Source organism: Kribbella sp. CA-294648, from assembly GCF_050943845.1.
In the GTDB taxonomy this organism is placed as follows: Bacteria; Actinomycetota; Actinomycetes; order Propionibacteriales; family Kribbellaceae; genus Kribbella.
This window is the reverse complement of the sequence record NZ_CP191981.1, coordinates 2,438,822-2,452,735: the sequence shown is the minus strand read 5'-3', so window position 1 is coordinate 2,452,735 and position 13,914 is coordinate 2,438,822. Positions and strand designations below refer to the sequence as shown.

16 protein-coding genes are annotated in these 13,914 nt (G+C 68.4%); 5 read left to right on the top strand and 11 right to left on the bottom strand.

The window, feature by feature from the left end:
- Positions 1 to 11: 11 nt before the first annotated feature.
- Genes ACQPYM_RS11905 through ACQPYM_RS11895 form a run of 3 tightly spaced genes read right to left on the bottom strand, consistent with a single transcriptional unit; the run spans position 12 to position 1,974 of the window.
- The gene (locus tag ACQPYM_RS11905; RefSeq protein WP_433019284.1) at positions 12 to 212 is read right to left on the bottom strand and encodes a hypothetical protein; all 201 of its coding nucleotides are present in this window, start codon (positions 210 to 212) and stop codon (positions 12 to 14) included.
- 27 nt (positions 213 to 239) lie between these two features.
- Positions 240 to 683: a VOC family protein gene (locus ACQPYM_RS11900; protein ID WP_433019281.1), complete on the bottom strand. Its 444-nt coding sequence runs from the start codon at positions 681 to 683 to the stop codon at positions 240 to 242.
- Positions 684 to 732: 49 nt separating this feature from the next.
- Complete coding sequence (locus ACQPYM_RS11895; RefSeq protein ID WP_433019278.1) at positions 733 to 1,974, bottom strand: MFS transporter; 1,242 nt, start codon at positions 1,972 to 1,974, stop codon at positions 733 to 735.
- 113 nt (positions 1,975 to 2,087) lie between these two features.
- Here ACQPYM_RS11895 and ACQPYM_RS11890 point away from each other — a divergent pair, with 113 nt between their 5' ends.
- A complete protein-coding gene (locus ACQPYM_RS11890) occupies positions 2,088 to 3,002 on the top strand; it encodes a DMT family transporter (RefSeq protein WP_433019275.1) in 915 nt (304 codons plus the stop codon).
- Here the strand turns inward: ACQPYM_RS11890 and ACQPYM_RS11885 are convergent.
- On the bottom strand, positions 2,992 to 3,612 hold the full coding sequence (locus ACQPYM_RS11885) for a maleylpyruvate isomerase family mycothiol-dependent enzyme (RefSeq protein ID WP_433019272.1): 621 nt from the start codon (positions 3,610 to 3,612) through the stop codon (positions 2,992 to 2,994). The genes ACQPYM_RS11890 and ACQPYM_RS11885 overlap by 11 nt on opposite strands.
- Before the next feature lie 71 nt (positions 3,613 to 3,683).
- Between ACQPYM_RS11885 and ACQPYM_RS11880 the strand changes: the two genes are divergently transcribed.
- Complete coding sequence (locus ACQPYM_RS11880; protein ID WP_433019269.1) at positions 3,684 to 4,694, top strand: sigma-70 family RNA polymerase sigma factor; 1,011 nt, start codon at positions 3,684 to 3,686, stop codon at positions 4,692 to 4,694.
- Here ACQPYM_RS11880 and ACQPYM_RS11875 read toward each other — a convergent pair.
- Positions 4,691 to 5,539 carry an ABC transporter permease gene (locus ACQPYM_RS11875; RefSeq protein WP_433019266.1) on the bottom strand — a complete coding sequence of 283 codons (849 nt, stop codon included), beginning with the start codon at positions 5,537 to 5,539 and terminating at the stop codon, positions 4,691 to 4,693. The two genes, ACQPYM_RS11880 and ACQPYM_RS11875, sit on opposite strands and share 4 nt — an antisense overlap.
- 31 nt (positions 5,540 to 5,570) lie before the next feature.
- Positions 5,571 to 6,458 carry an ABC transporter ATP-binding protein gene (locus ACQPYM_RS11870; RefSeq protein ID WP_433019263.1) on the bottom strand — a complete coding sequence of 296 codons (888 nt, stop codon included), beginning with the start codon at positions 6,456 to 6,458 and terminating at the stop codon, positions 5,571 to 5,573.
- Between the two features lie 131 nt (positions 6,459 to 6,589).
- On the opposite strand from ACQPYM_RS11870, the gene ACQPYM_RS11865 reads away from it, so the two are divergent.
- Complete coding sequence (locus ACQPYM_RS11865; protein WP_433019260.1) at positions 6,590 to 7,519, top strand: MarR family transcriptional regulator; 930 nt, start codon at positions 6,590 to 6,592, stop codon at positions 7,517 to 7,519.
- Here ACQPYM_RS11865 and ACQPYM_RS11860 read toward each other — a convergent pair.
- On the bottom strand, positions 7,485 to 8,636 hold the full coding sequence (locus tag ACQPYM_RS11860; protein ID WP_433019257.1) for an NAD(P)/FAD-dependent oxidoreductase: 1,152 nt from the start codon (positions 8,634 to 8,636) through the stop codon (positions 7,485 to 7,487). The genes ACQPYM_RS11865 and ACQPYM_RS11860 overlap by 35 nt on opposite strands.
- A gap of 131 nt (positions 8,637 to 8,767) precedes the next feature.
- Between ACQPYM_RS11860 and ACQPYM_RS11855 the strand changes: the two genes are divergently transcribed.
- Positions 8,768 to 10,255 (top strand): alpha/beta hydrolase, encoded by a 1,488-nt coding sequence (locus ACQPYM_RS11855; RefSeq protein WP_433019254.1) that lies wholly within the window; start codon positions 8,768 to 8,770, stop codon positions 10,253 to 10,255.
- A 94-nt stretch (positions 10,256 to 10,349) separates the two neighbouring features.
- Here ACQPYM_RS11855 and ACQPYM_RS11850 read toward each other — a convergent pair whose 3' ends face one another.
- Complete coding sequence (locus ACQPYM_RS11850) at positions 10,350 to 11,153, bottom strand: hypothetical protein (RefSeq protein WP_433019251.1); 804 nt, start codon at positions 11,151 to 11,153, stop codon at positions 10,350 to 10,352.
- Between the two features lie 202 nt (positions 11,154 to 11,355).
- Positions 11,356 to 12,183, bottom strand: coding sequence for an SAM-dependent methyltransferase (locus ACQPYM_RS11845; protein WP_433019248.1), 828 nt, complete (start codon positions 12,181 to 12,183; stop codon positions 11,356 to 11,358).
- 370 nt (positions 12,184 to 12,553) lie between these two features.
- Here ACQPYM_RS11845 and ACQPYM_RS11840 point away from each other — a divergent pair, with 370 nt between their 5' ends.
- On the top strand, positions 12,554 to 12,787 hold the full coding sequence (locus tag ACQPYM_RS11840; RefSeq protein WP_433019246.1) for a DUF397 domain-containing protein: 234 nt from the start codon (positions 12,554 to 12,556) through the stop codon (positions 12,785 to 12,787).
- 294 nt (positions 12,788 to 13,081) lie between these two features.
- Here the strand turns inward: ACQPYM_RS11840 and ACQPYM_RS11835 are convergent, their stop codons facing one another.
- Together ACQPYM_RS11835 and ACQPYM_RS11830 are read right to left on the bottom strand one after the other, a co-directional pair.
- Positions 13,082 to 13,267, bottom strand: coding sequence for a hypothetical protein (locus ACQPYM_RS11835; protein ID WP_112249279.1), 186 nt, complete (start codon positions 13,265 to 13,267; stop codon positions 13,082 to 13,084).
- 26 nt (positions 13,268 to 13,293) lie between these two features.
- Complete coding sequence (locus tag ACQPYM_RS11830) at positions 13,294 to 13,482, bottom strand: hypothetical protein (RefSeq protein WP_360283908.1); 189 nt, start codon at positions 13,480 to 13,482, stop codon at positions 13,294 to 13,296.
- Between the last annotated feature and the right edge of the window lie 432 nt (positions 13,483 to 13,914).

The following is a 13,914-nucleotide window of genomic DNA, read 5'->3' as shown; positions in this document are numbered from 1 at the left end:
TCTGCTCCGCCCTACTTGTCGTCGTCGGTGCCGGTCCGGACCAGCCGGTAGCCACTCTCGGCCAGCGTCCTGCTCATGTGCCCGGCGTACCAGAGCGGCCATTGCTCGTCGAACTTGCCGCCGAGCTCCTCAGCCTCATGTACTCCGTGCGCTGCCGCGGCCCGCTGCAGAGCGTCGAGGATGATGCCGGTCTGGTCTTCCACGGTGTCCATCGTCGCAGTCCTCTCTCGCCGGTCTGGTCAGCGACCCGGTGCGCGGGTGACGACTTCCTGGACGATCCAGCCGTTGCCGTCCGGGTCGTTGAAGGAGAGATACGAGCCGTAGCTGGCCCGCTCGGGGTGCGGACCGGAGACCCGGTTCGCCTCTCCGGCGTGGTGGAAGACGCCGTCGGCGTCGTGCCAGACCTCGCTGACGTCCGCGCCCTTGGCGACCAGCTCTTCGCGGGCCGCTTCGATGTCCGTGACGACCAGGTGCAGGCCCTGCGCCGAACCGGGTTCGCCGGCCGACACTCCGCTGCCGAAGATCACCGCTGCCTCCGAGCCCGGCGGCGTGACCTGCACGACCCGGAATCCGTTCTCGGTGGCGAAGTCGGCGTCCATCCGCCAACCGAGCTGCTCGTAGAAGGCCTTGGCCTTGTCGACGTCACTGACGGGGATGACTACTACCTCTAGTTTCATGTCCATATCTGGAAGGTAGGAGCCGACCCACCTGCCTCGCGCCCGTCAGATGACGCTATTGGTGTACGTCACCGGCAACGCGCGCCCGCGGCCCTGGGATGTAGCGGCTGAAGGTCAGGCACACACTCGCGGCGACACACGCCAGGGCGACCGGCACCATCGTGTAGCGGTAGCCGGCCGTGGTGGCGAGGAGGGCGGCTCCAAGAGGGCCGATCGCGCGGGCCGCGAGTACTGGCGTCGCGAGTGCTCCCGAGATGGTGCCGTACCCGGCAGCGCCATACCGGTCCAGGAGGATCGCCGGGGTGGCGAGAGTGGAGACGCCGAACCCGAGGCCGAACAAGACGATGCACAGGGCGGCGCCGAGCGGGTGCCGACCGAGCAGCGGCAGGACGCCGATCGCGAAGCACTGGATCAGGAAGGTCCGGGCGGCGATCGTCGACATGTCGAGCCAGCGCTGCAGGACGGAGGTGACGATCCGCCCGGTGACGGAGTACAGGCCGAGTAGTCCGGTGAGGCCTGCGGCGACAGCCGGTTTGTAGCCGAGGTCGACCAGGAAGAGAACGAGGTGGACCGACACGATCGCCAGCGCCCCGCTGTGCAGGACGAAGCCGGTGGTGATCAGCCAGAAGCCGCCGTCGCGCAGCGCCACCCTGAGCGCACGGCTGCGACCGCTGCGGTCAGCGGCCGTAGACGCCTGGGGTGGCTGGGTGCCGCGCAACGCGAGGGCATGCAGCGGCACGGTCACCAGGTTGTGGACCAGGCCGAGGATCAGCAGCGCATGCCGCCAGCCGTGCGCGTTGATCAACCAGCCGGCCAGCGGGATGAAGATCGTGCTCGCCAGACCGGCCACCAGCGTCACGACGAGCAAGGCGTTGGTACGCCGCTTCGGCTCCAGCACCGCGACCAAAACGGCGATCGCCGGACCGTAGAGCACCATCGCCGACGCGATCCCGATCAGCGCGAACACGGCGTACAGCTGAACCACGTTCTGCACCTGCGACCAGGCCAGGACGGCGACGCTGGCGAGCAGTGAGCCTGCCGTCATCAGCAGGTGCGCGCCACGCCGGTCGAGCCACCGGCCGACCGGGATCGACATCACGCCACTGACCAGGATCGCGAGGGTGAGCGCACCGGCCGAGGTGGCCGTCGAGATCCCCAGGTCGGTGCTCATCGGGCCGAGGAAGACGCCGAAGACGTAGTACAGGACTCCGTAGCCGACCGTCTGGGTGACGGCGAGCGCGGCGACCACCAGCGAACGGTTGCCGCGCGGCTCGGCGACCTCCGGCTGCGCAGACATCGTGCTGACTATGTCCGCAGACGGTCCGAGGGGCAAGAGGCAAGTTATGGACCACTGCAACAGATCGTCTATGGACCTCTGCGTCGGTCCATAAAGGCCCTACGGTCAAGACTATGAGCAACCATTCCTGGTCCGCCTACAGCCGGGCGGGCAGCGCGATGTTCCTGGTCGGCAGCCTGGCCGCCGTCTCCGGCGTCGTCCACGACTACCCCTTCTACGGCGGCCAGACCGCGCGGTACCTCGTCTCCGCGGTGCTGCTGTTCGCCGTCGCCCTGGCCCGCCACATCCCGCTGATCCGGCCGACCGGCCGGGAGGCGCTGCTGTTCGTTGCACTCGCCGCGACCGGACTGGTGCTGTTCAACCTGTTCATCATCGAGGGGACCAAGCACGCCAACCCGGCCGTCGTCGGCACGATCGTGGGCACCGTGCCGATCGTCCTGGCCCTCGCGGGGCCCCTGATGCACCGGACCAGGCCGTCCGGGCGGATCCTGATCGCCGCCTCGATCGTGGTGGCCGGCACCGCTCTCGCGTCCGGCCTCGGCACCTCCGACGCACAAGGCATCCTGTACTCCGTGGGCGCGCTGGCCTGCGAGGCGTGCTTCTCCCTCCTCGCGCTGCCGCTGCTGGTGAGGCTCGGACCGGTCCGGGTGTCCGCCTACACAGCCGCCATCTCGGTCCCGATGCTGCTGATCCTCGGCCTGCTGGTGGACGGCACCTCGATGTTCCGTACGCCGACCCTGGGCGAGGCGGGTGGTCTGGCTTACCTCGCCATCCTGGTCAGCGGCATCGCCTTCCTCCTCTGGTACCGAGCCCTCCCCATGCTCGGCGCCGACCGCGCAGGCCTGTTCGCCGGCGTCATCCCGGTCGGCACCATCCTCACGTCCCTCGCCCTCGGCTTCGGCCTCCCGGCACCGGCCGAGCTGGCAGGGGTCACCCTGGTCATCGCCGGTTTGCTGTTCGGCCTCTACCGCCCGCGGACAGCCGCGCCGCGGGCCGTAGTACGGGAGCCGGAGGTCCTCACAGGTTGAGCCGGGTCAGGGCTGGGCCGGTGGCGTTGGTCAGGCCGGCGGGGCGTCCGGTGGCGACCAGGATGAGATCGGCGACGGGGGCGTGGAGTTCGTCCGGGCCTTCGCCGGCGGACCAGTCCGTGTCAGTGGCCACCAGCCGTACTCCGCGCAGGCGCTTCGGGGCGCCGTAGAACTTGTTCGTGCGGACGAACTCGAGCGCGGCGATCGCAGGCTCGAGCGGCATCGAGCGCGGACGACCGAGCGGACGGGCGATGTCCTGACCATGCACCAACGCATCGAGCAGGCAGTCGTGCAGGCTGGACCCGGGCGCGTGGCGGTCCGAGCCGGCGGTCGACCGGATCTGCTCGATCAGCTCGGTCCGGGTGAACTGCGTGGCGCGCTTGCGGGCGAGTTCGGCCTCCATCCGGTCGAAGCTGCCGCGCGCCTTGATCGCACCCCACACGGCCATTCCCAGGGTCAATCGCGTCGACAGCGTCAGGTGCGCCGCCACGTCGAGGACCGTCCACCCCGCGCACAACGAGTCCTTGCCCCACTCGTCGTCTGCCAAGTCGTCCAGAAGGTCGGCAAAGGACAACCGCTCGGCTTCGACCCAGCGCAGTACCTCGTTCATCGGGGTGATCTCCTCCCTGGTCAGCTGATCGTTCGCAGGTAGGACTCCCGGGATGAGGCAGACTCATCGGTGTGAGTGAAACTTTCGTCGAGTCCGAGGACCTCACCGCGGCGCGCGAGGGTGACGACGCCGCCTTCGGCCGGTTGGTCGGGCCGTTGCGCCGCGAGTTGCATGCGCACTGTTACCGGATGCTGGGCTCTTCGCACGACGCGGACGACGCGCTCCAGGACGCGTTGCTGCGGGCCTGGAAGGGGATCGCCCGGTTCGAGGGGCGCAGTACGGTGCGTTCCTGGCTCTACACCGTCGCCACCCGGACCTGTCTCGACCTGGTCGAGAGCCGTGGGCGGCGCGCGCTGCCGATGGATCTCGGCCCGTCGAGCGAGCGCGCCGTCCTGGACGACCCGCCGCTCACCGAGATCGCCTGGCTCGGTCCGTACGCCGCCGGTGACCTCGCGAGCGGCGGCCCGGTCGCCCGCTACGAGCAGCGTGAGGCGGTCGAGCTCGCCTTCGTCGCCGCGCTTCAGCATCTGCCCGGCAACCAGCGGGCAGCTCTCGTGCTGTTCGAGGTACTCGGGTTCAGCGCGGCCGAGATCGCCACCATGATGGACACCTCGACCGCCTCGGTGAACAGCGCGCTGCAGCGGGCCCGCCGGATCGTGGCCGACAAGGTTCCCGCGGCCAGCCAGCACCAGACGATCCGCCAGCTCGGCGGCCGCGTCCAGGAGCTCGTCGCCGGCTACTCGACGGCTCTGGAGCGAGGCGACGCCGACGCACTCGTCGCCCTGCTCACCGAAGACGTCACCTGGTCGATGCCGCCCCTCGGCCATTGGTACAGCGGCATCGAGGCGGTGATGGACTTCGCCAAGGAGGTCCCGCTGACCCGCTGCCCGAGCTGGCACAACCTCCCGACCACCGCCAACGGCCAACCCGCGCTCGCCTGCTACCTCGGCATGACCCCGGACAGCGAACACACCGCTTGGTCGATCAACGTCTTCACCCTGCGCGGCGACAGGATCGCCGCCATCACCTCGTTCATCGGCAAGGAGAACTTCGAACTACTCGGCCTCCCGCTCACCCACTAACCGATGCGCTGAAGGGCCTTCTCGCGGCGATCGGCGACAGAGGAGCCGGACTCGCGGCGAGCCATTCTGCGCAGTACTGCGGGGGCCAACAGCAAGCCGAGCACCGCCCAGACGCCGAGCACCCCGATCGTCTCCAGGTGCCGCCAGGACTCGCCGATCTCGACCGTGACCGCTTCACCCGGCAGCAAGGCGGAGCGCATCCCGAGTCCGAGCCAGTAGATCGGGGTCAGTTGCGCGATCCACTCCAGCCAGTCGGGCAGCGCAGTGAGCGGATAGAAGATGCCCGAGATCCCGATCATCCCGAGAAGCGGCAACTGAATCAGCCCCTGCGAGCGCGCACTCGTGAACACCGAGCCCAGGATCGCCCCGATCGGCAGGGTCGCCAGCAATCCGAGCGCCAGCACCCACAGCAGGGTCAGCCACGCGCTCGGGCGGTCGATCGCGAGACCGCCGATGATCAGCAGTCCCGGGATCAGCAGGATCGCCAGGTCCGCGAGCAGCCCGCCTGCCACCGAGACCACCTTGCCGACGAGGTAGCCGACCATCCCGTTCGGGATCGCCTTGGCCCGCAGCAGGGTGCCGTCCTCGCGGTCTGCGGTGAGCTGCTGGCTCATGCTGATCATGCCCATCGCAGCGTTCATCCCGAGCATGCTCGGCAGTGCCAGCGCACCCAGGCCGAAGCCTGTCGTCCCGAACGACCTGTCCCGCAGGAAAAACAACGCGATCAGCAACAGCACCGGCCAGAGGAAATGGCTGAACAGCTCCCCCGGATTCGTGAACGACTGGCGCAGCTCGATCAGCCCGCGCCGCCAGCCGGCCCGGACCGCCACCATCCGCGGGCTCATCCCGCCTCGCTCTCTTTTGGCTGTGGGCTCATCACGCCGCCTCGCTTTGCTTCACGAGCGCCAGGTAGGCGTCTTCGAGGGTGGCGCGGCGAACTTCCAGATCAGCTACCGCTTCGCCGTACTCGCCGAAAAGCTTTCGAACAAAGGTGGTCGACTCCGCGGTGGACTCGGTGAAGGGCCGGCCGTCGATCGTCCAGCGCACCTCGTCCTGGCCGGCGATCTGCCGGGTCAGGTCGGATTCGGTGCCAGAAGCAACGATTCGCCCGGCCGCCAGCACCAGCATGCGATCGGCGAGCTTGCCCGCCTCGTCGAGATCATGCGTGGTCAGCAGCACCGTCGTCTGCTCGTCGGCTGCGAGCCGCCGGACCAACTGGTGGAACTCGTGCCGCGCCGCCGGATCGAAACCCGCCGTCGGCTCGTCCAGGAACAGCACCTCCGGCCGCCCGACGATTCCGATCGCGACATCGAGCCGCCGCCGCTGCCCGCCGGACAACGTCCGGATCTTCTTGCCCGCGTGTGCGGTCAACCCGACCGCCTCGACCAGCTCGTCGGTATCCCACGGCCGCCGGCGCTCAGCGGTCGAGTACGGCGCGTAGTACTCACCCAATTGCGCCAGCAACTCACGCACCCGCCACTTGCCATGATCCCGCCAGGACTGCAGTACTACGCCGAGCCGCGCTCGCCACCGCTCGTCCCCCTCGGCCGGATCCACACCGAGCACTTTCACGTGCCCGGCGGATCGCGAGCGGAACCCTTCCAGAATCTCGATCGTGGTCGTCTTACCCGCACCGTTCGGCCCCAGCAAGGCCAGTACTTCGCCGCGTCGCGCCCGCAGCGTCACGTCGTGCAGCACGTCGGTCGCGCCGTACCGCATCCGCAGCCCGTCGACCTCCAGCACGACTTCATCAGTTGTCGTCATACCCAGGAAGCTAGGTTGCGTTTCACAAGTCGGCAACACCCATCGCGACCTGGTCGCCTATATTTTGGGCGAATCTGGGCTATTGTTGCAATGACTTTGAAGGCGAACGCAAAGCGTGAGGGAGGACGGCGATGCCGGGAGGACGGCTGGGCGAGCAGGACCGCCGGCTGATCGCCGAGTGGCTGGCGGCGGGTCACGGGTACGCCGAGATCGCGCGCGAACTCGACCGGCCTACCTCGACCATCAGCCGCGAAGTGACCCGCAACGGCGGGCGCACCGGCTATCGCGCCGAGCACGCCCACCTCGCCACCGGGTCCCGCGCCCGGCGGCGCAAGCGGGCCAGACCGGAGGACTCGGCACCGGCTACCGACGCCTACGGCCGGGACCGCTCGGCGGTCCGGGAGTTCGCGGAATACTTCGCCGAAGCGATGATCGAGACGGGCCTGCAGCCGATGGCCGCGCGCGTCCTGTCCCGCCTCTACACCGCGGACTCCCCCAGCCTCACCGCGGCCGAGCTCGTCCGCGAGCTCAAGGTCAGTCCCGCCTCGATCTCCAAGGCGATCAACTATCTCGAAGGCCTGGAGCTGGTCCGCCGTGAGCCGGTGCCCGGCGAGCGGCACGAGCACTACCTGATCGCCGAGGACTTCTGGATCCAGGCCTGGCGCACGAGTGCCCGTGCCAACGCGAGCTGGGCCGGCACCGCCCGCAAGGGCGCGGACCTCTTCGGCCCGGACACGCCGGCGGGCGCGCGGCTCGAGCAGATGGCTCAGTTCTTCCAGCAGCTCAGCGACGACATGTCCGGCGCCGGGCCCGACCCGCAGACCGCCGAGGACGTGGTCACCGTCCTGGTCGCGCTCGTCCACGCCGCTCGCCCTCTCACGGTCGACCAACTGGCCACCGCCCTGGACTGGACAGCGGACCGGACAGTGACAGCACTGACCACCGCCGAGGAGTACAAGATCTTCACCGATCCGCTGGCCGTCGAACTAGTTGCCCCCGACACCTATCGGATCACCACTCCCCGGCTCACGGAAGCGCAGCGTCGCGCCCTACAGGCCTGAGCACCTGTCGCGCGACCCGCCGAAGCGAGCCGGGGCGCAGTACGCCGTCGGCCAGTCCGATGTCGACCAGGTTGTCGAAGACGCCCTGGTCACCCGCCGCCGCCCGGATCCCTGCATCCAGCACCCGCCCGGACCTCGTGAGCCGGGCGACCAGCGCGGTATGCCGAAAGTGGCTTCCCAGCAACGTCTTCACGGCTTGCCCGTACTCCGAGCCGGCGTCGCGCGAATCTCGCCCGAGCGCACCGGCGACAGCTCTCCCCGCGAAGATCCCGGTGGCAACCGCGTAGTAGATGCCCTCGCCCGTCATCGGGTTGATCAATCCGGCCGCGTCGCCGACGAGCATGACCGGTCCGGGCTCCGGTCGCCACGACCAGGACGACAACGGCAGATGATGCCCACGCCAGTCGATCGCACCTGAACTTGCCTCCGGCAACAATTCGTCCAGCGCCTGCAACAGACCGGCCCGGGTCGGGTGCTCCTGCTTCGCCCGCAACTGTTCGCCGTACCCGATGTTCGACCACCCGTCTCCCCGGTCGAACGACCAGGCGTACGACGGCTGGCGCGCCGTCCCGAACACGATCACCTGCTGACCGGCCCGGTTCTCCGGAGTCGGCGCATAACCCCGCAACGCCAGCGCAGTCGGGCCGGCCTTGAGTCCCAGGGCTCCACGGACGAGCGAGTAGGCCCCGTCGGCACCGACGACCATCCGGGCTTCCACGTCATCGACGAGCACCGACGCGGTTCCCGGTGCGACCCGGCCGACCCGCTGCTTCCGCAGTACGGCACCTGCTTCCTGTGCCGCCTCTACCAGCCGATGGTCGAACACGGTCCGCGGAACCACGTACGCCGGTCGCGCCATCAACCGGTCGACGCCGAGCGCTCCTCGCTGCAACGAGAGTCGGCGGATCGGCGTACGGTCATCGACCAAGCCGGTCACCCCGACCTCGGCCAGCAGGTCGAACACCTGTGGCGCGATGCCGTCACCACACGCCTTGTCCCGCGGGAACTCGTGCCGGTCGAGCAGCAACACGGACATCCCCGGCTTTGCGGCCAACGCGCCCAGCGCAGTCGCCGCTCCGGCCGGTCCGGCCCCGATCACCACGAGATCCCACACCATCTCCGCAGGCTACTTCTTCACGACGGGTGGTGCCGGGGTAGCGCGTGCGCCACCTGTCGACGGGTGCTGGCGTGAGTGTGCCGGGGCGCCTTTGTTTCTAGCGTCGGAGGTATGTCCAGGGAGGAGATTTCATGAAGCGGATCTTGGGTGCCGGGCTCGGGTTGCTGCTGGCCGGTGGAGTGATGCCGGTAGCGGCGGCTGCGGAGCCCGCGGCGGTCAGCGGGATTCAGTGGCACGGGTGTCAAAACGGGTCGGAGGACGAGGAAGGGACCGAGCTCGATCGGGCGGGTGCGCAATGCGGGGAGTTGGCGGTGCCTCTGGACTACCGGCGGCCGGACGGGCCGAAGATCCAGATCGCGATGTCGCGGTTGAAGGCGACCGGGGACCGGATCGGGACGATGGTCCTGAACGACGGTGGGCCCGGTGGTCCGGGGCTCGGGATGCCGGTGCGACTGCGAGCGGCGATGCAGGAGACCGGGACCCGGTACGACTTGATCGGGATGGACCCGCGGTTCGTCGGCCGCAGTACGCCGCTGGACTGCAAGTGGCCGGTCGGCAACGGGGTCTGGGCCGCGGGGGCGAGTCGCGCCAGCTTCGAGCGGGGCGTGCGGTTGCAGGCGGATCTCGCCAAGCGGTGCGCTGACAACCAGGGCGCGCTACTGCCGTACGTCACGACCCGGAACACCGCACGGGACATCGACCAGATCCGGGCCGCGCTGGGTGAGGAGAAGATCTCCTACCTGGGTTACTCGTACGGGACGTACCTGGGCTCGGTCTATCTGCAGATGTTCCCGGACCGGCTCGACCGCGTCGTACTGGACGGTCCGATCGATCCCGATCAGTACGGTCCCGGGTTGCTGCGGACGGTAGGACCGGCGAACGAGGCGGCGCTGCGGGCCTGGGCCGGCTGGGCCGCGGCGCGGGATCGGACGTACCACCTCGGCCGGACCACCGAGCAGGTGATGGCCAAGGTGCAGCGGATCTATCGGGTCAGCAGTGAGCGGCCGTTGCGGGTGGGCCGGCATGCGCTGGACGACAACACGGTGCCGCTGCTGTTGCTGACCCGGCTTTCGGATGACAGGGATCCGGCCCGGACAGCGGCCGCGGAGCTGGTCCAGACGTTGCTGAAGGCAACCTACGGACCAGTGCAGCCGAGTGAGGAGTTCGGGCAGATGCTCGATGTGCTGTTCGGCTCGGAGATGTCGGCGGCCGCGAGCGCGCAGATCGCCATCATCTGCGGCGACCGGGCCGCCTCCCACAACCCGAACAGCTACTGGCGAGACATCCAGCGGCACCGCAAGAGCGAACCGCACTTCGCCGGGCTCACGCGCAATCTGCTCGCCTGTGCCTTCTGGCCGAGCGAGCCGATCGAGCAGCCGACGCGGGTCGGGAACGCCGTACCGGCTCTCATCGTCGCGGCGGACGGCGACCCGCGAACGACCTATCCGCAGGCGAAGGTGCTGCATGAGGCGCTGACCGAGTCGCGGCTGGTGACGTTGCGGAACGCGCGGACGCACGGCATCTTCGGTGAGTACGGCAACAAGTGTGTCGACCGGCTCGTGATCGACTACCTCGGATCGGGCAAGCTGCCGTCGACCAACCGGACCTGCCACGCCTGACGGCTCGACCGCCGCTGGTCAGCGTTGGCCGGGCGGGTCAGCGTTGGCCGGGCGGGTCAGCGTTGGCCGGGCGGGTCAGCGTTGGCCGGGCGGGTCAGCGTTGGCCGCGGCGGCCTGGGCGGTGGGGACGGCGGGAGGGTGGGACCGCGGGGATGCGGCGGGCGCGCGGATTGCCGCGATCGGCGTGGCCGGTGCCTTCTGACCAGGTGGTCACCGGTCGGGCCTCTTCGAGGTCGATCACCTTCGGCAACGGCGGAAGGTAGGACGGCGGCGTCAGGGCCGGCACCGGCTCGACCCGCCGGCCCGCCTCCGACTCGTCCGGATGGTCGTCCACCAGGAGAGACGTTTCGGCCGGCTCGCTGCGGTCCGGCTTGGCGCGGGCGGCGGCTTCCTTGCTCACCTGCGGCTTCGGCCGGGTGACCGGCTCGGGCGGGTGGTACGTCTTCCGGGGTGGCAACTTGGTCTTGAGCTCGATCCCGAGCGTGCCGATCAGCCTGCTGATCACCACCACCATGACGGCCACCGCGACCACCGTGCAGGCGGCGAACAGGACGGCCTGGCCACCCGCCTTCCAGTCCGACGGCCCGGTCCGCCGCATCGCGGCGATCATCGCCACCACCACGACGTTGGTGATGCCGATGGCAACGGCCGCCGCGATCGTCCAGCCCAGCACGCGCCGTTCGAGCTCGACGTCATCGGCCGCCGCGACCAGCGCGGCGATCAGCCCTGCCAGCACCGGCACGGTGTAGACCATGGCGAGCGTCAGGCCGGGGCTAGCGACCAGGTAGAAGACGTCGAAGACGAGCGCAGTACCGGCCAGTGCCGCCGCGAAGCAGATCACCACCGGCGGGTAGTACCGCACGATGGCCAGCGCGTCGGCGGGCACCGTCCTGATCATCCGGAACGCAGAAACGTCAGTACTCCGTCACTAGCGCGTCGCGTGGGCGGTCGGATACGACGCTTCGGCTTGTCTGGCTCCTCATTGTGCCGGTACCCGGCGCTCACCTTCACAATCCAAGGCCGCGAGTCGGGCCTCGGTGTCCAGACAAAGCGAAAGCGCGCACCCCGTTGCGGGGGTGCGCGCCTTGACCTGCTGTGTGTCAGACCTTCTTGGCGATGCCTGCCATCAGGATGCGCTGGTACGGCTGCAGGTCCTCGGCGTCCGGGACGTCGCCCTCGGGGTCCTCCGGGAACCAGCGGGCCAGGAAGTCCAGGCCCGGCGGGACCAGCGGCATGCCGAGGAAGTGCTGCTCGATCCGCTCAGGGGTGCGGATCCAGCCGTTGCCGAGGCTCTCCAGACCAGCCCGCTCCATCCCCTTCTGCAGCTCCTCGCCGGTGTCGACGAAGTCGGTGATGAACAGGTAGCTGCCCGGGACCAGCCGGTCCATGATGGTGCGGACCCACTCGTCCGGCTGCTCGTCGTCGTGGAAGTGCATGTGGATGCCGACGACCATCAGCGCGATCGGCCGGTTGAAGTCCAGGTGCGCCTGGATCTCCTTGTTCTCCAGGATGCCTTCCGGCTCCCGCAGATCGGCGGTCACCACGATGGTGCTGTTGTTCGTCGCCAGCAGCGCGCGGCCGTGCGCGAGCACGATCGGGTCGTTGTCGACGTAGGCCACCTTGGCTTCGGGGTTGATCTCCTGCGCCGCCTGGTGGGTGTTCTTCTGCGTCGGCAGGCCGCTGCCGATGTCGAGGAACTGGTCGATCCCCGCAGTACGGACCAGGTACTGCACACCCTTGACGAGCGCTTCGCGGTTCTCGATCGCGCACCGGCCGGCGTCCGGCACGTACTTCAGGTACAACGCCGCACCCTCGCGGTCGGCGGCGAAGTTGTCCTTGCCACCGAGCAGGGCGTCGTAGACGCGGGCGATGGTCGGTTGGGTGGTGTCGAACTCCGGAGCGGGATCCGGGCTGTCGGGAGTCGCCATCGGCGCAGCCTTTGTGTCGTAGGGAATCGTTGCCGTCATCGTAGTGCAGTTGCATACCAGCGTCAGCCTGGTTCGGCCGTTTGCCGAGTGTTTCCGGACAGATTTAACGCAGCCCGGACAGCTGCCTGATCTTTCAACCAGCCAAAGGGTTCCCGGGTTACGCCGAATGGCCGACGGACTTCGGCCAGATGCCCGACAGGACCCTCGCGCGACCCAGAACCGGTCACGCACGGCAATGGGTCACGGCTCTCCAACGGGCGTTTTGAGCGCGTTGCGTAATGGGACGGACACGAGGCCCTCCAACGTGTACGATGCAAATGCAAGCCCAAATGCACGTGCATATGCCTAAGACGTACGGAAGGTGCAGCTGATGACTGCTGTCTACAACGGCATGCCCGGCGACGCGATGAGCGAGTTGACCTGGCGGAAAAGTCAGCGGAGTGGCCCGCAGGGCAACTGCGTAGAGGTAGCGAAGCTTCCTGGCGGCGGCGTGGCGATGCGGAACTCGCGTCACACGGACGGACCGGCGCTGGTCTTCACCAAGGCCGAGATCGAAGCATTCCTCGGTGGCGCAAAAGACGGCGAGTTCGACGACCTCGCCTGACCCATCCACAGAGCGAGAGGCCCCTTCACCAGGCGAGTGGTGAAGGGGCCTCTTACGTTGCGGGCACTACACGATCTCTTTGCGACCCGCCGGACCGCAGGATCACGGCGAGAGCTTCAGGGGCTTGTGGACCAGCCAGGTCGCCGGCTTTCCCCGCCCGCTCATCGTCGGGAACAGCAAAGGCCGGCCTTCCGCTAGGAGGCCGGCCTCTTTCGGTCGGGCGCACGAGGGGCATCTCGGCGCTGCCGTACCGCAGTACTGTCGGGTGGTGCTAAATCCTTGTAAAGAAGGAGTTCACTGCACGGTGAGCGGCCAGAGCTGCTCGCTCGGCAACTCGGAGGCGCCGGCCGTCGCCGCGCCGTCCACCGTGATCCGCAGACCGGTGAACTTGGGCGTCATCACCCGCTGGTAGCGCGAGGCCCGGTCGGGCTCCGCGACGTACTCGGCGATCAGGTGGTCGCCCAACCAGATCCGCACCATTTTCCGTCCTCCCGCTCGTTCGGTGGTCATCCCAGGCTCACGATCGGATCGCCATCCAGCAGGCGTTCGCCGCGGAGCCAGCCTTCGAAGGCCCAGCGCTGCTGCTCGGGGCAGCGCGCCACCAGTTCCTGGATCTCCCGCTCGGTCAGCTCGTCAGGCGCACGCTCGCCGGCAGGGCGGGCTGCGAACTCGACGGCATCTGCGTCGTCAGTCATCGACTCGGGTTCCCCAACCAGTCGTGCCGGCCGCACTGCCCGGCGGATCTGTAGGACCGGCCTGCCGGATCACGCGATGTCACTATTCGCGAGATTCAGCTCACCTTCTGTGCATGGATCAATCATGGCGGTCGCACGATACGAATGCAAGCGCCCGATGCACGTGCATTCGCACGTTTTCGACTTGTGACCATCCGCAGGCTCAAAACCGGCCCTGGAACCGCTCATCTGAGCGTGAAACCTGCCGATCCGGCTGATCGGGAAGCGGTTACCGGTACTGCGCGACGTCGGGCCGGCAGACGCGGAGTACCGACAAGCCGTCACCGTCCGTGATCAGGGCTGGAATCGATGCCGCCTCGGACCTCGAGTCATATGTAAGAACTTCGACAGATCACGGGTTGAGCGTGAGATGATTCCGTCGGGGTAGGCGGG

Coding starts and splice junctions, on each gene's coding strand:
- ACQPYM_RS11835 (WP_112249279.1), bottom strand. CDS start 13,267: ATGGTGCGGATCTGGTTGGGCGACCACCTGATCGCCGAGTACGTCGCG.
- ACQPYM_RS11845 (WP_433019248.1), bottom strand. CDS start 12,183: ATGGCGACTCCCGACAGCCCGGATCCCGCTCCGGAGTTCGACACCACC.
- ACQPYM_RS11840 (WP_433019246.1), top strand. CDS start 12,554: ATGACTGCTGTCTACAACGGCATGCCCGGCGACGCGATGAGCGAGTTG.
- ACQPYM_RS11850 (WP_433019251.1), bottom strand. CDS start 11,153: ATGATCAGGACGGTGCCCGCCGACGCGCTGGCCATCGTGCGGTACTAC.
- ACQPYM_RS11865 (WP_433019260.1), top strand. CDS start 6,590: ATGCCGGGAGGACGGCTGGGCGAGCAGGACCGCCGGCTGATCGCCGAG.
- ACQPYM_RS11875 (WP_433019266.1), bottom strand. CDS start 5,539: ATGAGCCCGCGGATGGTGGCGGTCCGGGCCGGCTGGCGGCGCGGGCTG.
- ACQPYM_RS11885 (WP_433019272.1), bottom strand. CDS start 3,612: ATGAACGAGGTACTGCGCTGGGTCGAAGCCGAGCGGTTGTCCTTTGCC.
- ACQPYM_RS11905 (WP_433019284.1), bottom strand. CDS start 212: ATGGACACCGTGGAAGACCAGACCGGCATCATCCTCGACGCTCTGCAG.
- ACQPYM_RS11860 (WP_433019257.1), bottom strand. CDS start 8,636: ATGGTGTGGGATCTCGTGGTGATCGGGGCCGGACCGGCCGGAGCGGCG.
- ACQPYM_RS11870 (WP_433019263.1), bottom strand. CDS start 6,458: ATGACGACAACTGATGAAGTCGTGCTGGAGGTCGACGGGCTGCGGATG.
- ACQPYM_RS11830 (WP_360283908.1), bottom strand. CDS start 13,482: ATGACTGACGACGCAGATGCCGTCGAGTTCGCAGCCCGCCCTGCCGGC.
- ACQPYM_RS11890 (WP_433019275.1), top strand. CDS start 2,088: ATGAGCAACCATTCCTGGTCCGCCTACAGCCGGGCGGGCAGCGCGATG.
- ACQPYM_RS11855 (WP_433019254.1), top strand. CDS start 8,768: ATGAAGCGGATCTTGGGTGCCGGGCTCGGGTTGCTGCTGGCCGGTGGA.
- ACQPYM_RS11900 (WP_433019281.1), bottom strand. CDS start 683: ATGGACATGAAACTAGAGGTAGTAGTCATCCCCGTCAGTGACGTCGAC.
- ACQPYM_RS11895 (WP_433019278.1), bottom strand. CDS start 1,974: ATGTCTGCGCAGCCGGAGGTCGCCGAGCCGCGCGGCAACCGTTCGCTG.